We start from the raw sequence: 16,869 nt of genomic DNA, 5'->3' as shown, positions 1-16,869 counted from the left end.
TGACAACAAGAAAAGAGGAATTCTGGATGGCATCAATACCAACAGTAAACGTAATTGGCGCCGGTTTAGCCGGCTCAGAGGCCGCTTGGCATATCGCTAATATGGGCGTCAACGTCCGGCTGTATGAAATGCGGCCCAGCAAAATGACTCCCGCCCATCACACGGCGCAATTTGCTGAATTAGTGTGCACGAACTCACTGCGGGCGAATCAATTAGCCAACGCGGCGGGCCTACTAAAGGCCGAAATGCGGCAGATGGATTCGATCGTGATGCAAGCGGCTGAACACCACGCTGTCCCAGCTGGCGGTGCGCTAGCCGTTGATCGGGATACGTTCTCTGCAGAAATCACGGCTGCAATCACCGCGTTACCTAATGTTGAAATTATTAATGAAGAAATTACTAGTCTCCCAGATGGCATTACGGTCGTAGCGACTGGACCATTAACGGCGGCGTCCTTAGCGAAATCGATTCAAGCGTTTAACGACGAAGATGACTTACACTTTTTTGATGCGGCCGCACCGATTTTAACGAAAGATTCGATCGACATGGATAAGGTGTATCTCAAATCACGCTATGACCGTGGTGAAGCGGCCTATCTGAACTGCCCAATGACGGAAGCCGAATTTGACGTTTTCTATGACGCGTTGATTCACGCCGAAATGGCCGAAGCGCATGATTTTGAAAATTCAGATGTCTTTGAAGGCTGCATGCCAATCGAAGTGATGGCACAACGTGGGCGCCAAACGATGCTATTTGGCCCACTTAAACCAGTGGGCCTTGAAGATCCGAAGACGGGCAAACAACCCTTTGCGGTCGTTCAGTTGCGCCAAGATGATGCCGCTGGTGATCTATATAATATTGTCGGCTTCCAAACTCATCTTAAGTGGGGCGAACAAAAACGGGTCTTTTCACTGATTCCGGGTCTGGAGAACGTTGAATTTGTCCGTTATGGCGTCATGCATCGTAATACTTTTATGAAGTCACCGAAACTATTAACGCCAACTTATCAGACACAGCAACGGCCCGATTTATTTTTTGCGGGCCAAATGACGGGTGTCGAAGGCTATATTGAAAGTGCGGCGAGTGGCATCGTTGCTGGAACCAACGCAGCGCGCTTAGCACTTGGTTTAGAACCGGTCGTTTTTCCAACGGACACGATGATGGGGGCGATGGCCCACTATATCACGCATACGAGCGCTAGCAACTTCCAGCCCATGAACGCCAACTTTGGCATTATGCCAAAACTCAAACAGCGCATTCGGGATAAGCGTGAACGTAATACGGCGATTTCTGAACGGGCCTTGGCTGACCTGACGACTTTTAAAGATGAAACGTTGACCGTTAACAACTAAAATATCGCCCCATTGACAGGGTGCATAATTGTGTTTTCCTCCATACTTTGCTAAAGTAGCAACGTATGGAGGTTTTTGCATGGAAACGGATTATTTAACCCTCTTTTTAAAGTACATTCGGGTTGAACGACAGTATTCGGAAGAGACCGCTGCTGCTTATCGGGAAGACATTCAAGCTTTTAATGATTTCTTAACGGCAAATGGCGGCGCGAAAGCGTATACTGAAGTTGACCGGTTGGACGTTAACGTCTATTTAAGTCATTTATATGACCGGCACTTGACCCGCAATTCAATTGCTCGGAAAGTTTCAAGCTTGCGGTCGTTCTATAACTTTTTGGTTAAGAATGATTTAGCTAAATTGAATCCCTTCGTGTACGTCCAACTCAAAAAACACGCGGCCCGCTTACCCCGTTTTTTCTATCAAAAGGAGCTGGACGTATTATTTCAAACCGTCTATGCGGATGATAGCGTGATGGGGGCCCGGAACGCGGCGTTATTAGAAGTTCTGTATGGTACTGGGATTCGGCTGAGTGAGTGTGTCGATTTACAATTAGCCGACGTTGATTACGACCTAAAAATGATGTTGATTCGTGGGAAGGGCGACAAGGAACGCTACGTCCCGTTTGGTCGGTACGCGGCTACCGCGCTTCAGCATTACGAAACCGTCTGTCGGCAGCCCGTGATGGCCAAGTATGGTCAAACGCATCAAACGGTGTTTATTAATCGTCATGGCGGCCCCATTACTGGCGGCGGGATCGAATATGTCTTGAATCAAATCGTTAAGAAAAGTAGTTTAACGGCTGATATTCATCCCCACATGCTCCGGCACACGTTTGCAACGCAGATGCTGAATAATGGCGCCGATTTACGGACCGTGCAGGAGCTGTTAGGTCATACAAGTTTGTCAACGACGCAAATTTATGCGCACGTGACAAAGGAACATTTACAACAAGATTATCGTCAATTTTTCCCACGGGCAACGCGGGAATCGACAAAGGAGACTGAACATGACAACGAAATTTGAAGCAACTACCATTTGCGCCGTTCGCCAAAACGGCCATAACGCCATGGCCGGTGATGGTCAGGTCACGATGGGTGAAAAAGTCGTAATGAAAGGGACAGCCCATAAAGTTCGGCGGATTTATAATGATCAGGTCGTCGTAGGTTTTGCCGGGAGTGTCGCGGATGCGTTTAACCTTGAAGATCGTTTTGAAAAGAAACTCAACGAATTTTCTGGGAATTTACAACGGGCAGCCGTTGAGCTTGCCCAGGAATGGCGCAGTGACCAGGCGTTACAGAAATTGGAAGCTTTGTTGATCGTCATGAACAAAGATGACATGTTACTTGTTTCTGGGAGTGGTGAAGTAATCACGCCGGATAACGACGTCTTAGCCATTGGTTCTGGTGGTAACTTTGCCTTAGCCGCAGCTCGCGCAATGCAGCTACATGCTAAGGATATGAGTGCCAAGGAAGTCGCTGAAGCGGCAATCCATATTGCCGGCGACATTGATATCTTTACCAATCATAATGTGATCTCAGAAACGTTGTAATGTAGGAGGAAACGCTCATGGAAGAAATCAATAAGACACCGAAACAAATTGTGGCCGCGCTTGATAATTATGTTATTGGTCAAAACCAAGCTAAAAAAGCGGTGGCGATCGCGCTACGTAATCGTTATCGGCGGATGGAACTTTCTGCTGAAATGCAGGAAGAAATTACCCCCAAAAATATGCTGATGATCGGACCAACCGGGGTCGGGAAGACCGAAATTGCCCGGCGGTTGGCTAAGATTGTGCACGCCCCGTTTGTGAAGGTTGAAGCAACTAAGTTTACGGAAGTCGGCTATGTTGGTCGCGATGTTGAATCCATGGTTCGTGACTTAGTGGACGTGGCTATCGAGATGGAAAAACAACAGGCTTATTCTGGTGTGCGGGCACAAGCGGTGCAGGCTGCTGACAAACGGCTCGTCAAATTATTAGTACCAGCCCAAAAGAAGCAGGCTAAGAACAATGGTAACGAGTTCCAAAACATGATGAACATGTTTAGCCAGATGCAAAACGGCCAGACCCCCAACGTTGACGATTCAAGTAACGAAGAAGTGACCGATGAAGTTCGTAATCAACGATTATCAGTTGCCGATCAGTTGAAAACGGGGCGCTTAGAAAACTCAGAGGTTACCATCGAGATGGATGACCCCCAGCAAGCCGCCGCGGGTAATAATAACATGCTTGGTCAAATGGGTATTGATCTTGGTGATAGTTTAGGTGCCTTAATGCCCAAGAAGCGGATCCAACGGACAATGCCAGTCTCAGAGGCCCGAGAAATTTTAGTCCGGGAAGAATCCGAAAAGTTAGTCAATAACGCTGATATTTATCATGATGCGATTGTCCGTGCTGAAAATACCGGGATTATTTTTATCGATGAAATTGATAAGATTACTAAGGGTGGTCAGCAAGGTTCCGGTGAAGTTTCACGTGAAGGGGTTCAACGAGATATTCTGCCAATCGTTGAGGGGTCGCAAATTTCAACAAAATATGGTCCCATCAATACTGATCACATTCTGTTTATCGCTTCCGGGGCCTTTGCGGAAAGTAAACCTAGTGATCTGATTGCTGAATTGCAAGGCCGTTTTCCAATTCGAGTCGAATTAGACGATTTAAGCAAGGATGACTTTGTTAAGATTTTGACGGAACCTAAGAATGCGTTGATTAAGCAGTATATCGCCTTGATCGGTACGGACAACATTAAAGTGACGTTCACGATTGAAGCTATCGAAGCGATTGCCACGATTGCCTATAAGGTCAACCATGAGACACAAAATATCGGTGCCCGTCGTTTGCACACCATTTTGGAAAAGCTCTTGGAAGAATTGCTATACGAAGGTCCTGACATGGAAATGGGCGAAGTCACAATCACTGAAAGCTATGTCAACGAGCGAATCGGTAACATTGCACAGGATAAGGATCTTAGTCGTTACATCTTATAAAATTTATCAAGGGGGCGTTTACGCGGATGACAGTCGAATTAAAGAATGAGTACCTCACCGTTTTGATTAATGAAGCTGGGGCGGAATTAAGTAGTGTCAAGTCGAGTGACGGTATTGAGTACATGTGGCAGGCCGACAAAACTTTTTGGGGCCGGCACGCACCCGTGCTTTTTCCAATCGTTGGTCGTTTAAAGGATGACCAGTATACTGTTGCTGGTCAGGCTTATCACATGGGACAACACGGTTTTGCCCGCGACAATGACTTTACGGTCGTCAACCAAACGGCCACACAAGCAACATTTGAATTGACCGATAGTCGTGCGACGCGGGAGATGTACCCGTACGCGTTTCGATTACGTTTGATTTATACGTTGACGGATCATGAATTGACCGTTAACTACAATGTGCATAATCCAGCTAATCAAGAGCTGTTATTTTCTGTTGGTGGGCACCCAGCATTTAACGTACCACTCGCTGATCCGGCGGGCACACTAGCTGATTATAAGGTTACCGTGGCACCACGAAAGGTCTACGCACATATTCCATTACAGGCACCGTTGAACGATGCGGCAAATGCGGATGACTTCGACCTGACCAAGCCATTAGCACTTAGCCGGGATTTGTTTAAGGACGATGCCCTGATTTTGGATTTGAATCATCACGAGACGACGTTAATGTTGGACACTGATCTGGATGATCATGGGGTAGCGATGACGATTGAAGATGCACCATACGTCGGCATGTGGTCACCATACCCCGCAGAAGCGCCGTTCGTGTGCTTAGAGCCATGGTGGGGCATTGCGGATAACGTTGATAGCGACGGTCAATTAAGCCATAAGATGGGCATTAACCGGCTTGCAGCGAACCAGACGTTTGATGCTAAATATGCGATTAGCTTTTTCTAACTAAAATACTGTGGTTTAGTGAAACCGGTCGACAGGTTTGACCGGTTTTTATTGTGGTCTGAAAAGATAGCAAAATAAAGAATTGTATCATCTTACTTTAACTAGAAACAAAAAATACAAACCCAGCACCAAAGCTTACCCGTTCCTAAATAAAAAGACCACTCAGTAATGAAATGGTCTTGAAAGTAACATAATTATTTGCGGTTAGCCCGTTGCTGACGTCGCCAACCAAGTCCGAAGTGTACCAATGATTCGGTCCCGTTTTTGATACGTGCAATATTACTGCGGTGCCGATAGAAGATGAAGAGGGTCAACGCAAAGGCCACGAGTGATAGCAACCAATCTTGATAGTAAAAAATTGCAATCAACGTGACGATTGGAAAAGCCGTCATACTAGCAACACTGACCATACTGGTCGTGTAAACCAACAATAACATGATGGCACTAGCAATTAAGAAGAACTCCCAGTTGTAGGCCAATAAGATCCCGGCACTCGTGGCAACGGCCTTACCACCTTTAAAGCCAATGTAAATTGAGAAAGTATGTCCTAAAATAGCTGCTAGTCCAATCAATAAGGTATACCGGTTATTCATATGAAATAGCAAGGTCGGTTGTAGTGCTGCGATGGTGCCCTTTAGAATATCCATCACCATGACAATTGTCCCAGCGGTCGGGCCTAGGACCCGGTACGTGTTGGTAGTTCCGATATTACCGCTACCTGCTTGACGAATATCAGTGTGAAAGAAAAACTTGCCAATAATGACACCCGAAGGAATCGCGCCAATTAAGTAGGCGATGATCAGCATAATTATTATTTTCAAAGTTGGTTCCTCCTGCAATAGAATCACTCAATATTTTAGCATTCTTTTTAAGATTGTGGGGATTAATTGGTTTAAAAAATGATGATTGCGTGTCAAATTATGAAAATAAAATGATTTTTTGATAATTATTATGTGCCTAAAAGCGGGTGGTTAGGGCCTTTAAAGCGCTAACTGTCAAATTAATCACGCATTTTAAGAACTAGTCGTGACCAGTAATAAGTTTATTCATTGAACTGGCGCTTAGAATCAACATGAGGTAAGCTAGTAAGTGGCTTAATTTTTAAAAGATAGTTTTAAACGCGAACGTGTGTTTGCTATTTTAGTTGTTAACGTGTATGCTAACAGATGAAGAGCCACAAGTGACAATTAGAAATTAACATAATTGTACCTTGACAGGTTGGGGCTTTTAGGACTATTTTATTACGGTTACCTGAAAGCCGCACCTAGTTGAGGTAGATTTTTAAAGATAAAAGGAGTTGTGAGAATGGCCAAGAAAAGCCCAAAATATGATGATTCTTCAATCCAAGTACTTGAAGGATTAGAAGCCGTTCGGAAACGTCCCGGAATGTATATCGGTTCTACGGACGGCCGCGGACTCCATCACTTAGTTTATGAAATTGTCGATAATGCTGTTGATGAAGCTTTAGCTGGCTATGGTAAAGAAATCAACGTGATTATTCACGCCGATAACAGCATCACCGTTGTCGATCATGGTCGTGGGATGCCAGTTGGAATGCATGCTTCTGGTATTCCAACACCTGAAGTTATCCTCACGGTTTTGCATGCTGGTGGTAAGTTCGGCCAGGGTGGTTATAAGACTTCTGGTGGGCTGCATGGGGTCGGTGCGAGCGTCGTTAACGCATTGTCGTCCGAATTGACGGTAACCATCGTCCGTGATGGCTACCGTTACGTTGAACATTTCAAAGATGGGGGTCATCCCGTCGGTACCCTTGAAAAGAAAGGGAAGACTAATAAGCCAACTGGAACGACAATGACTTTTAAGCCGGACGCTAGTATCTTTACAACGACGGTTTATAATTTTCAAACATTGGCTGAACGGTTGCGTGAATCCGCATTCTTACTGAAAGGCGTTAAAATCACGCTGACTGACGAACGGGAAAATCAACAACAAGAGCTGGTCTTCCATTACGAAGATGGTATCAAGGCGTTTGTCAGTTACCTCAATGAAGATAAGGACACCCTCGGGGATATTATGTTCTTTGACGGCACTAAGGAAGGTGTCGAAGTTGAGGTCGCTGCGCAGTACAACGATGGCTATTCGGAAAACTTGTTGTCATTCGTCAATAACGTGCGGACGCCAGACGGTGGGACTCATGAAGTAGGGTTCCGCAGTGCCTGGACGAAAGCGTTCAATGAATATGCTCGCAAGGTTGGCCTATTGAAGGACAAGGATAAAAATTTGGAAGGCTCCGATGTCCGTGAAGGGTTATCCGCTGTTATTTCATTACGAGTACCGGAAAATCTCTTACAATTTGAAGGTCAAACTAAGGAAAAGCTCGGAACACCCGAAGCACGAACGATTGTTGATAATATTGTGAGTGAACAACTTCAATTCTTCTTGATGGAAAATGGTGAATTTGCTCAAATGCTGATTCGCAAATCCACCAAAGCTCGGCAGGCTCGTGAGGCTGCCCGTAAGGCCCGTGATGAAAGCCGAAACGGTAAGCGGCGTCATAAGCAGGAACGGTTACTTTCTGGAAAATTAACGCCAGCGCAGTCTAAAAACGCTAAGAAGAATGAATTATTCTTAGTCGAAGGGGATTCGGCCGGTGGTTCAGCTAAACAGGGGCGTGATCGAAAGTTCCAAGCAATTTTGCCATTACGTGGTAAGGTGTTGAATACCGAAAAGGCCAAATTAGCTGATATTGTCAAGAATGAAGAAATTAATACCATGATTTACACAATTGGTGCGGGTGTTGGTCCTGAATTTGATATTAAGGCCAGTAATTATGACAAGATCATTATTATGACCGATGCCGATACCGATGGTGCCCATATTCAAATTCTCTTACTGACATTCTTTTATAAGTACATGCGGCCAATGATTGACGCTGGTAAAATCTACATTGCGTTGCCACCGCTGTATCGATTACAAAAGAAGCAGAACAAGCAGTTACGGACGGAATATGCATGGACTGACGAAGAGTTAACGCTCAAGACCAAGTCATTTGGTAAGGGCTATGCACTCCAGCGCTACAAGGGACTTGGCGAAATGAACGCGGAACAGCTATGGGAAACAACCATGGATCCTGAAAAACGGACCTTAGTCCGAGTTCGAATCGATGACGCTGCCTTAGCAGAAAAACGGGTCACAACGTTAATGGGTGATAAAGTTGAACCTCGTCGAAAATGGATCGAAAGTAACGTCCACTTTAATTTGGACGAAGACGGGTCGTTACTAGATAACGAGGCCGTCTCATCCGCACATGAGCAAGCCGACGAAGAATTGGCACAACAGCTAAAACAATAGAGGGGGTCGTAAAATGGCAACTGAACAACCAAAAATTCAAGAACTAACCCTTGAAGACGTCATGGGCGACCGCTTCGGCCGTTATTCTAAATATATTATTCAAGAACGGGCCTTGCCAGACATCCGTGATGGCTTGAAGCCCGTACAACGACGAATCTTATACGCCATGAATCAGGATGGCAACACCTTTGACAAAGCGTTCCGTAAGTCCGCTAAATCAGTCGGAAACGTCATGGGTAATTTTCATCCCCATGGTGATTCTTCGATTTATGAAGCAATGGTTCGTCTTAGTCAGGACTGGAAGTTACGGGAACCGCTGATTGAAATGCACGGGAATAATGGTTCCATGGACGGTGATCCGGCTGCCGCCATGCGGTATACCGAGGCACGTTTGAGCAAAATCGCTGGTGAAATGCTTCAAGACATTGATAAAAAGACTGTCGATATGGTCCTAAATTTTGATGATACGGAGTACGAACCAACTGTTTTACCGGCCCGCTTTCCGAACTTATTAGTTAACGGGGCAACGGGGATTTCAGCCGGTTATGCAACGGAAATTCCGCCGCATAACTTGAGTGAAGTCATTGATGCGATTTTATTCCTGATGAATCACCCTAAGGCAACGCTTGAAAATTTGATGGACTTTGTCAAGGGCCCCGATTTTCCAACTGGGGGGATCATTCAAGGCTTAGCAGGTATCAAGCAAGCCTATGAAACTGGCCGTGGGCGTATCGTCGTGCGTTCGCGAACCAAGATCGTACCGCTTAAGGGGAATAAATCACAGATTGAAGTTTCAGAGATCCCTTATGAAGTTAACAAGGCGCAATTGGTGAAAAAAATTGATGAAATTCGCATTCTGAAGAAGATCGAAGGTATCGCCGAAGTTCGTGATGAAAGTGACCGTCAGGGATTATCAGTGGTGATTGAACTGAAGCGTGACGTCAATGCAGAAGGTATTCTGACTTACTTACTCAAAAATACCGATCTACAAATTACTTATAACTTCAATATGGTCGCCATTTATCATCAACGGCCCGAACACGTTGGGCTGAAAACGATTCTAACGGCCTACTTGGAACATCAACGGGACGTTGTAACCCGTCGGACCCAATTTAACTTACAGAAGGCTATGGATCGCCAACACATCGTTCAAGGATTAATCAAGGCGATGTCCATTCTCGACCAAGTAATTAAAACGATTCGTGGTAGCAAGGATAAGAAGGACGCCAAACAGAACTTGGTCAGTCAATTCGATTTCTCTGAGATTCAAGCTGAAGCCATCGTGACAATGCAACTTTATCGGTTAACCAATACCGATGTGACGCAGCTAGAAAAAGAATCAGCTGAACTGGCCAAGGCTATCGCAACCTATCAGCTGATTCTGGTAGAGCCTAAAGAACTCGATAAAGTTTTACGGCGCGAACTAAAGGCCGTTCAAAAAGCCTATCCAACGAGCCGTTTGACTGAGATTCAAAATGAAATTCAAGAATTAAAGGTCAAGACCGAGGTCGTGATTCCACAAGAAGACGTCATTGTCATGATTAGCCATGATGGCTATATCAAGCGAACCAGCTTACGCTCTTATTCAGCGTCTGAGCCTGATGATAACGGGCTTAAAGATGAGGATTATCCAATCTATCTAGCTAAAAATAGCACGTTAGATCATTTAATGATGTTCACCAACATGGGCCATCTCATTTACCGGCCGATTTATGAAATTGCTGACGCCAAATGGAAAGATACCGGTGAGCACATTTCTCAGACGATTGGGCTGGCTGAAAACGAGCGCATCACGTGGGTCTATTCTTTTGAGAACCTTAAAGCTACCGGAAAATTCTTAGTGGCAACTAGTGACGGCTATATCAAACAAACGGCCTTTGCTGATTACACGCCGGGTCGAACTTATAAGACTCGGGCCAGCCAGTTCATCAAAATGAAGTCAGACGATGCAACCGTTGTAACAGTCGAATACTTACCAGCTGCACCAACGGGAACCCTGATTCTGATAACGCAACATGGGTATGGCCTTCGCTATGATTTAAGCGAGGTCCCAACGATTGGTGCGAAGGCGGTCGGCGTGAAATCTATGGATCTGCGCGACGATGCCATTGTACGGGCAACAATCGCCGCAGATGATGATTTGATTGCCATGATTACGCAACGGGGTTCATTCAAGAAGATGAAGGTGGCAGATTTACCCGTGACAAGTCGTGCACGGCGGGGCGTTCAAGTCTTACGGGAGTTAAAAAATAATCCACACCGGGTCGCTGATTATGTCTTAGTTGCTAGTGACGCAAATGGGGTTGCACTTGATGTGCTGACTGATCGTGGTAAGCACCATTCGATCTTGAATGATGATCATCCTACTAGTGCGCGTTATTCTAATGGCTCTTTTGTAGTTGATACTGATACTGAAGGGGAACCTGTTTCTATGCAGATCCATCCGATCCCACTAACGGTATAGTTTCCAATGCGAATACTTGCACGTTAACGGGCATTCGATTAAGATAATATTATAACAGGGTAAAAGATTATGAATTAGTTAAGCTTTATTTACCAATAACAACCGCTTGCTTTCACTTTGAATCTTGTATAAAATTATAGATATCATAAGATGGCGATAAGAAGAAAGGATCAGGTAAAATTCATGAAGACAACTCAAGAAAGTATTTTCTCATCGAAAACGTTAACGTATTTCTTGCAACTAGCTGAAACTATGAATTACACACAGGCAGCTCAAATTTTAGGAATTACGCAACCAGCATTGACCCAACAGATCAAAAAACTAGAGCGTACCGTTGGTGCCCCTTTATTTTATTCCGTTGGGAAAAAGTTACGTCTCTCTGACGCCGGTTACACAATGCTTAACGCAACCCACAGTATTTATAGTGTATTGAACAAGGCAACTGATGAAATCCAGCAGACAACTAGTGCTACTCAAGGAACAATCAATATTGGCGTGCTAGCTTCAATTGAAGACCATGTATTTGAGGATTTTGCCATTAAGTATTACGAGGCCAATCCAAATGTTATTATTTCGTTGCACATGCTGACGCGTAAAGAGATTTGGGAACGATTAGAAAATAATCGGATTGATTTGGCAGTCATGTACCTACCTGATGAAAGTATCAAGAACTGGAAGCCATACCAGTCTAAGAAGATTATCCAAGACGAATTGCTATTCATTTCGGGTGACGAGAAGTTAGCGAAGAAGAAGCGCATCAAGTTCAAAGATACGACGCTCAATCCATGGGTAACGTATCCTGAAAACTATTACTTGGATCAAGTGGTTAAGGAATCTTATAAGAACCAGTTGGCTGATTTGCCAACGGCAGTCGCACGGTTTACGACGCCACAACAGATTTATCGCTTTGTGGCAGCAACTAATACTAACACGGCGTTGCCAAATTCATTTATGGTGGCTAATCCGGCAACTGATAAGCTCCACACGTTGTCATTTGAACCAGCCATCAAGTTTGACTTAAATTTTGTCTTCCGTAAAGATAAGGACCAAATTCCGCGAATCAAGAATTTCCTTGATGAATTTGATGCCTACTTACGGACCGAAGATTATATTTCACGGTTACAAAAGATTAATCAAAAATAAGTTTTAAGGGAGTTTTGTGCTAATGAGTAAGGAATTAGTTTTTGGACATCAAAATCCTGATACCGACGCAATCGTGGCGGCTAAGGCGTTCTCATACTACGAAAATAAGATGGGAGCGGACACTGAAGCAGTTGCATTAGGCGAACCCAACGAAGAAACTCAATTTGTTTTGGATTACTTCGATGAACCAGCACTACGGGTGATTACTAAGGCCAGTGATGAAGTTGACAGTGTTATGCTTGTTGATCATAACGAACCTCAACAAAGTGTGAGTGACATTGCTGACGTAACTGTTAGTCACGTGGTTGATCATCATCGAATTGCTGGTTTTGACACGGCCCAACCATTATTCTACCGGGCTGAACCACTTGGTTGCTGCAGCACTGTCATTTACAAGTTGTTCAAAGAAAATGACATTGAAATTCCAGCCAAGTTAGCTGGATTAATGTTATCTGCAATCATTTCAGATACATTACTCTTAAAGTCCCCAACCACAACGGAAACTGACGTGGCAGTTGTTAAAGACTTAGCTAAAATTGCTGATATTGATTATGAAACGTATGGTTTAGCAATGCTTAAAGCGGGCACTAACCTTGACAGCAAGACTGAAAAGGAATTAATCGATGCCGATGCGAAGTCATTTGAAATGGCTGGCAAGACCGTGCGCGTTGCGCAAATCAATACAGTTGACTTGGATGATGTTTTCAAGCGTCAAGCTGCTTTAGAATCTGCTGCAAAAGACGAAAATGCGAGTGACGGCTATGATTTATTCTTAATCTTGGCTACTAATATCTTAGATAGTAACTCGGAATTATTAGTCGTTGGTAACCCAACGGAACCTGTTGAAAAAGCCTTTGGTAAGACGATTGCTAACAACCGGTTAAGCTTACCAGGTGTCGTTTCACGTAAGAAGCAAGTTGTCCCTCAATTAACGGACGCCTTCAACGCTTAATTTACAGATTAATTTAAAAAGAAGCTACCACTTGTTGGAGCTTCTTTTTTGCATTCTAGCTAGATTGGGGTATGATAAATACTGTAATTAGATTGTACACAACTCAATTATGGAAGGACTGATAGTAATGGATAAACAGCAAGGTGAATTACGACAGCGTCTAACGCCTGAACAATACGCCGTTACTCAAGAGGCAGCGACCGAACGGCCATTTAGCGGTGAGTATGATAACTTTTACCAGGAAGGTATTTACGTTGATGTAGTTAGTGGTCAAGCACTCTTTAGCTCGCGTGACAAATATGATGCGGGTTGTGGGTGGCCATCCTTCACTAAACCAATCGATCAGACTAATCTTAACGAACACCGTGACGAGTCGTTTGGCATGCATCGAACAGAAGTGACTAGCACACAAGCAAACTCACATTTAGGTCACGTCTTTCCAGATGGGCCACGAGATCGCGGCGGGCTTCGTTATTGTATTAATTCAGCAGCACTGAAGTTCATTCCAGTTGCCGACCTTGAAAAGGCTGGTTATGGTCAGTATCAGAGTTTATTTAAATAATTGAGTTAATAAACGGGAGGAATTTAGATGACAGAGACTGCAATATTTGCTGGTGGCTGTTTCTGGTGCATGGTCAAACCGTTTGATCAACAGCCCGGGATCAAGTCAGTCATTTCAGGTTACACTGGTGGTACCGTCGCTAATCCGACGTATGAACAAGTTGCCAGCCACACGACTGGGCATACTGAAGCGGTTAAAATCACTTTTGACCCAGATGTAATCAGTTATGCTGACTTGGTCGAAATTTACTGGCGTCAGACTGATCCAACCGATGCTTCTGGCCAATTTCAGGACCGTGGTGACAGTTATCGACCGGTAATTTTTGTTAATAGTGAAGCTCAACGTCGAACTGCAACTGCTTCAAGAGATGCACTTGCGGCTAGCGGTAAGTTTGCTGAGCCGATTGTGACAACCATTGAAGATGCGAAGCCATTTTATCCCGCAGAAGCCGAGCACCAAGACTTTTATCGACGCAATCCATTCCGTTATCAAATCGAAGAAATGGGTGGTCGTGAGGCGTTTATTAAGCAACATTGGCAATAAGCTAGATGGTGATTAAGCGTTGAAAATGGCTCAGATTTGCGATCTTCGTATCGTTTGAGTCTCATCTCGATAAAAATAAGGCTAAAAACACGAATAAACCAACCTGCAACCACAGCAATCGTCGCTGGGCTAGTAGGTTGGTTTTTGAGTTCAATTATGATTGTTAACTTGCTTGGTACGCGTCCAATGCTGAATAAAATGATTTTTTGACTGAGTCACGAATATTTAAGTAAGTAATATAATCAGATAATTCATGAACATTACTAGTCAAAGGAAAATCAAAATCTGAGTGCGCATAACAAGCGGCTGGCGCGAACGGACCATTTTGTTCAATAAACGGTTCTAACCAACGATAGAATGTCATCAAATCATCCTTTCAATACTTTAGTTAAATTCAATAAAACTAGTTTAACTGCAAAAAGGCGCGTTGTATAGGCGTTTTAAGGCTTCTTAATTAACTAGCAAATTCCACGTAATGCTTGTGACGTGTTTGTAAAGTTATGTAAAGATCGTGCAACAACGTAAAGTTACTTTAACTAAAAAAGCTAACTGTAGCAGTTAGCCTATCAGTGTCACTTAGTCGGTTTTAGTGGCTTTTAAAGTTCGCAAATCACGTTGTCGTAGCAAGTTTTGGTAATATTCGAGGCTGGTTTCATCTAACCGTAGTTGTTGCATGATCTCAGTCGGTTCGGTCGTCCGGTGTTGATTGAGAAACCACAGCATGAAGTCCTGGCGCAATGCAACCGGCTTTAATGGCACACCTAAACGTTGACTATCACCCGCCAAGTATTTATGCAATGCCGCGAGGGTGAGATGTGGGTCGGTTCCGCGTTGACGCTGCTTTAAAAAAAGGTCCGAACTACCACTTTGAGTCTGTAATGGCTGCAAATAGGCCCGTAGTTTAACCAGAAAAGCCTGTTCTACTGCTGTAAAGGTAATTGCATTCAACTGCTGATAAAACCCTGGGGTTAGCATCTCCGTGGCAGTATAACCCTTGGTCGTTAGTAACAAGAATAAGCGGGTGTATGGATGCAGATCATCCATTGCTAACCATGCCGCTAATTTCTCTGGCCAGGTCGTTGTTTGTTGACGATTGGTCAAGGGTTGCCCTTTAATTGTAAAGGTTGGTAAAGTTGTAATAATTCGGTGTGAAAATAAATAGCTAAAGTAGCCGTTTAGATTCGACAGACATTTGTTCAGTGTCGATGTTTTGAATTGGCGTTGTTCACGGAGCATTGCCAAGTAAGCTTGAATATCATTCTCAGTTAAATCTGCTAGTAATTGATCCTTAGCAAAGGTCTCATTGAAATGCTGCTCATAGTTGAAAAAGTCAGCCAAGGTTAATTCATATTGCTCAATCGTACTAGCTTGCTTGCCAGCAGTTTCTAATGAGGCGAGAAAGCTTTTAGCATACGGAAATTTAGCGGTCATTGATAGTAGGACATCCTTTCTGGGTTAGAATTCTTACTTTAACTAAAACATAAATTTACAACAAAAACAAGCGATTTGACCGATGCTGAGAGACGCGTTCTAAGCGCGTGTTCGTTTATTAGTTGAAGAAGTTGTCCCTTAAATAAACCGTAAAATCGATGTTAGTTATCAGCAAATCATGAGCGTGCATGCAAACTAGTGATAATTGGATTTAGGAGTCTGAAAACATTTGAACTTTTAGTGATTCAGATAAGTTGATCCGAATTAACGAAAAATGCTCGGTTGAAATTCAATCGACTAATTTTAGTGTTGATGTTTGTGAATCATAAAAAATAATTTAAGTTAAGCGGACGTCTTGAAAAATTCTGAACAGTTAGAGCCAGCAAAATGATTGCGACAAAATGACAATCTGAGAACTGAATCACCAGAAAGCTAACTTAAAATCAAAAAATTACCACAGGGGACCTAAATCAGGTCGTGGGGGAGCAATTTTGTTTTTAATTCTACTTTGTATAATATATATTATGTAAACTAGAAAATGTAAAAAAAGCCCCCTAGCTAGATTTACCCATAATCCACACATAAGCCATCATAATCACAACAAACCGCTTTTATCGCGTGAATTGTCATCAAGTTTACTGCTAGCACAGCGATAATTTTTGAGTGGCAAATTAATTTATGGCACATTTTTATAAAATCTACTGAACTCACTGAATCATATTGATGTGACTTACCGTGAATATATGATTATGATTCATAAGGTGGCCACCATGCATCATGAAATAGCTTTTGACTGTGTTAATGATGTTATTGCTCATAACTGTTAGTCAATCGACTGAATTGCTGTGCACCTTGGGTTTAAAACTGGCTTTTAGAACGTAATTGTTTATCAAGCCGATTTATTGAATCGATGGTTTGCTAACGACAGCCTTATTTTTTCAAAAGACATGATTTGCCATGGACCGGAAACGCCAAAAACCGTATCATGACAGTGTTCAATCACGCGCTTAACTGAATCATCAGCCACGTTCAAAAATGTTAAAGATGTGTAATTTAGACCAGTCTGTAATACTAATTTATCTGGTCGGCAACCACATCAGTCTACCGTAATTTATATTAGAGGCCGCTTGCTAAACACCATAAATGTGAGTGGCATCCTTGAGTACTGCGGTTGTATGAAGCCCCGGTAATTAACGGCAACTAGCCTAGCTTTCAACTG

At 43.6% G+C, this 16,869-nt stretch carries 14 protein-coding genes; 11 read left to right on the top strand and 3 right to left on the bottom strand.

What is annotated here, in order from left to right:
• Positions 1-26: 26 nt before the first annotated feature.
• The 5 genes from trmFO (at position 27) to MMY95_RS06425 (ending at position 5,243) form a co-directional block, all read left to right on the top strand.
• Positions 27-1,352 carry an FADH(2)-oxidizing methylenetetrahydrofolate--tRNA-(uracil(54)-C(5))-methyltransferase TrmFO gene (trmFO, locus tag MMY95_RS06445; RefSeq protein ID WP_013355556.1) on the top strand — a complete coding sequence of 442 codons (1,326 nt, stop codon included), beginning with the start codon at positions 27-29 and terminating at the stop codon, positions 1,350-1,352.
• Positions 1,353-1,431: 79 nt separating this feature from the next.
• The gene (xerC, locus tag MMY95_RS06440; RefSeq protein ID WP_003640561.1) at positions 1,432-2,376 is read left to right on the top strand and encodes a tyrosine recombinase XerC; all 945 of its coding nucleotides are present in this window, start codon (positions 1,432-1,434) and stop codon (positions 2,374-2,376) included.
• A complete protein-coding gene (hslV, locus tag MMY95_RS06435; protein WP_003638820.1) occupies positions 2,360-2,902 on the top strand; it encodes an HslU--HslV peptidase proteolytic subunit in 543 nt (180 codons plus the stop codon). The genes xerC and hslV overlap by 17 nt, the downstream gene beginning before the upstream one ends.
• Positions 2,903-2,919: 17 nt before the next feature.
• Positions 2,920-4,338 carry an ATP-dependent protease ATPase subunit HslU gene (gene hslU, locus MMY95_RS06430; protein WP_003640560.1) on the top strand — a complete coding sequence of 473 codons (1,419 nt, stop codon included), beginning with the start codon at positions 2,920-2,922 and terminating at the stop codon, positions 4,336-4,338.
• 26 nt (positions 4,339-4,364) lie between these two features.
• Positions 4,365-5,243 (top strand): aldose 1-epimerase family protein, encoded by an 879-nt coding sequence (locus MMY95_RS06425; RefSeq protein WP_003640559.1) that lies wholly within the window; start codon positions 4,365-4,367, stop codon positions 5,241-5,243.
• A gap of 194 nt (positions 5,244-5,437) precedes the next feature.
• Here the strand turns inward: MMY95_RS06425 and plsY are convergent, their stop codons facing one another.
• Positions 5,438-6,064, bottom strand: a complete 627-nt coding sequence (gene plsY / locus MMY95_RS06420) for a glycerol-3-phosphate 1-O-acyltransferase PlsY (protein WP_003644419.1) — start codon at positions 6,062-6,064, stop codon at positions 5,438-5,440.
• 484 nt (positions 6,065-6,548) lie between these two features.
• On the opposite strand from plsY, the gene parE reads away from it, so the two are divergent.
• From parE to msrA, 6 genes are all read left to right on the top strand, one after another.
• Positions 6,549-8,555 carry a DNA topoisomerase IV subunit B gene (gene parE / locus MMY95_RS06415; RefSeq protein ID WP_003640557.1) on the top strand — a complete coding sequence of 669 codons (2,007 nt, stop codon included), beginning with the start codon at positions 6,549-6,551 and terminating at the stop codon, positions 8,553-8,555.
• 13 nt (positions 8,556-8,568) lie between these two features.
• Complete coding sequence (parC, locus tag MMY95_RS06410; protein WP_053267890.1) at positions 8,569-11,019, top strand: DNA topoisomerase IV subunit A; 2,451 nt, start codon at positions 8,569-8,571, stop codon at positions 11,017-11,019.
• Positions 11,020-11,202: 183 nt separating this feature from the next.
• On the top strand, positions 11,203-12,162 hold the full coding sequence (locus MMY95_RS06405; RefSeq protein ID WP_003644418.1) for a LysR family transcriptional regulator: 960 nt from the start codon (positions 11,203-11,205) through the stop codon (positions 12,160-12,162).
• Between the two features lie 22 nt (positions 12,163-12,184).
• The gene (locus MMY95_RS06400) at positions 12,185-13,114 is read left to right on the top strand and encodes a manganese-dependent inorganic pyrophosphatase (protein ID WP_003645032.1); all 930 of its coding nucleotides are present in this window, start codon (positions 12,185-12,187) and stop codon (positions 13,112-13,114) included.
• A 127-nt stretch (positions 13,115-13,241) separates the two neighbouring features.
• A complete protein-coding gene (gene msrB / locus MMY95_RS06395; RefSeq protein ID WP_003644417.1) occupies positions 13,242-13,676 on the top strand; it encodes a peptide-methionine (R)-S-oxide reductase MsrB in 435 nt (144 codons plus the stop codon).
• Between the two features lie 27 nt (positions 13,677-13,703).
• Complete coding sequence (gene msrA, locus MMY95_RS06390; protein ID WP_003640552.1) at positions 13,704-14,219, top strand: peptide-methionine (S)-S-oxide reductase MsrA; 516 nt, start codon at positions 13,704-13,706, stop codon at positions 14,217-14,219.
• A 163-nt stretch (positions 14,220-14,382) separates the two neighbouring features.
• On the opposite strand, the gene MMY95_RS06385 is transcribed toward msrA, so the two are convergent.
• Together MMY95_RS06385 and MMY95_RS06380 are read right to left on the bottom strand one after the other, a co-directional pair.
• Positions 14,383-14,583: a sterile alpha motif-like domain-containing protein gene (locus MMY95_RS06385; RefSeq protein WP_003640551.1), complete on the bottom strand. Its 201-nt coding sequence runs from the start codon at positions 14,581-14,583 to the stop codon at positions 14,383-14,385.
• Between the two features lie 212 nt (positions 14,584-14,795).
• Positions 14,796-15,650 carry a phage integrase N-terminal SAM-like domain-containing protein gene (locus MMY95_RS06380; protein ID WP_241277553.1) on the bottom strand — a complete coding sequence of 285 codons (855 nt, stop codon included), beginning with the start codon at positions 15,648-15,650 and terminating at the stop codon, positions 14,796-14,798.
• Between the last annotated feature and the right edge of the window lie 1,219 nt (positions 15,651-16,869).

Origin of the sequence: Lactiplantibacillus sp. ME-2 (assembly GCF_022549155.1) — a bacterium.
Taxonomy (GTDB): domain Bacteria; phylum Bacillota; class Bacilli; order Lactobacillales; family Lactobacillaceae; genus Lactiplantibacillus; species Lactiplantibacillus plantarum.
The sequence above is the reverse complement of the archived record's forward strand: the minus strand, read 5'-3'. Positions and strand labels throughout refer to the sequence as shown.

Excerpts from the sequence above, each read along its gene's own strand:
- trmFO (WP_013355556.1), top strand. The coding sequence starts at position 27 with ATGGCATCAATACCAACAGTAAACGTAATTGGCGCCGGTTTAGCCGGC.
- xerC (WP_003640561.1), top strand. The coding sequence starts at position 1,432 with ATGGAAACGGATTATTTAACCCTCTTTTTAAAGTACATTCGGGTTGAA.
- hslV (WP_003638820.1), top strand. The coding sequence starts at position 2,360 with ATGACAACGAAATTTGAAGCAACTACCATTTGCGCCGTTCGCCAAAAC.
- hslU (WP_003640560.1), top strand. The coding sequence starts at position 2,920 with ATGGAAGAAATCAATAAGACACCGAAACAAATTGTGGCCGCGCTTGAT.
- MMY95_RS06425 (WP_003640559.1), top strand. The coding sequence starts at position 4,365 with ATGACAGTCGAATTAAAGAATGAGTACCTCACCGTTTTGATTAATGAA.
- parE (WP_003640557.1), top strand. The coding sequence starts at position 6,549 with ATGGCCAAGAAAAGCCCAAAATATGATGATTCTTCAATCCAAGTACTT.
- parC (WP_053267890.1), top strand. The coding sequence starts at position 8,569 with ATGGCAACTGAACAACCAAAAATTCAAGAACTAACCCTTGAAGACGTC.
- MMY95_RS06405 (WP_003644418.1), top strand. The coding sequence starts at position 11,203 with ATGAAGACAACTCAAGAAAGTATTTTCTCATCGAAAACGTTAACGTAT.
- MMY95_RS06400 (WP_003645032.1), top strand. The coding sequence starts at position 12,185 with ATGAGTAAGGAATTAGTTTTTGGACATCAAAATCCTGATACCGACGCA.
- msrB (WP_003644417.1), top strand. The coding sequence starts at position 13,242 with ATGGATAAACAGCAAGGTGAATTACGACAGCGTCTAACGCCTGAACAA.
- msrA (WP_003640552.1), top strand. The coding sequence starts at position 13,704 with ATGACAGAGACTGCAATATTTGCTGGTGGCTGTTTCTGGTGCATGGTC.
- MMY95_RS06385 (WP_003640551.1), bottom strand. The coding sequence starts at position 14,583 with ATGACATTCTATCGTTGGTTAGAACCGTTTATTGAACAAAATGGTCCG.
- MMY95_RS06380 (WP_241277553.1), bottom strand. The coding sequence starts at position 15,650 with ATGACCGCTAAATTTCCGTATGCTAAAAGCTTTCTCGCCTCATTAGAA.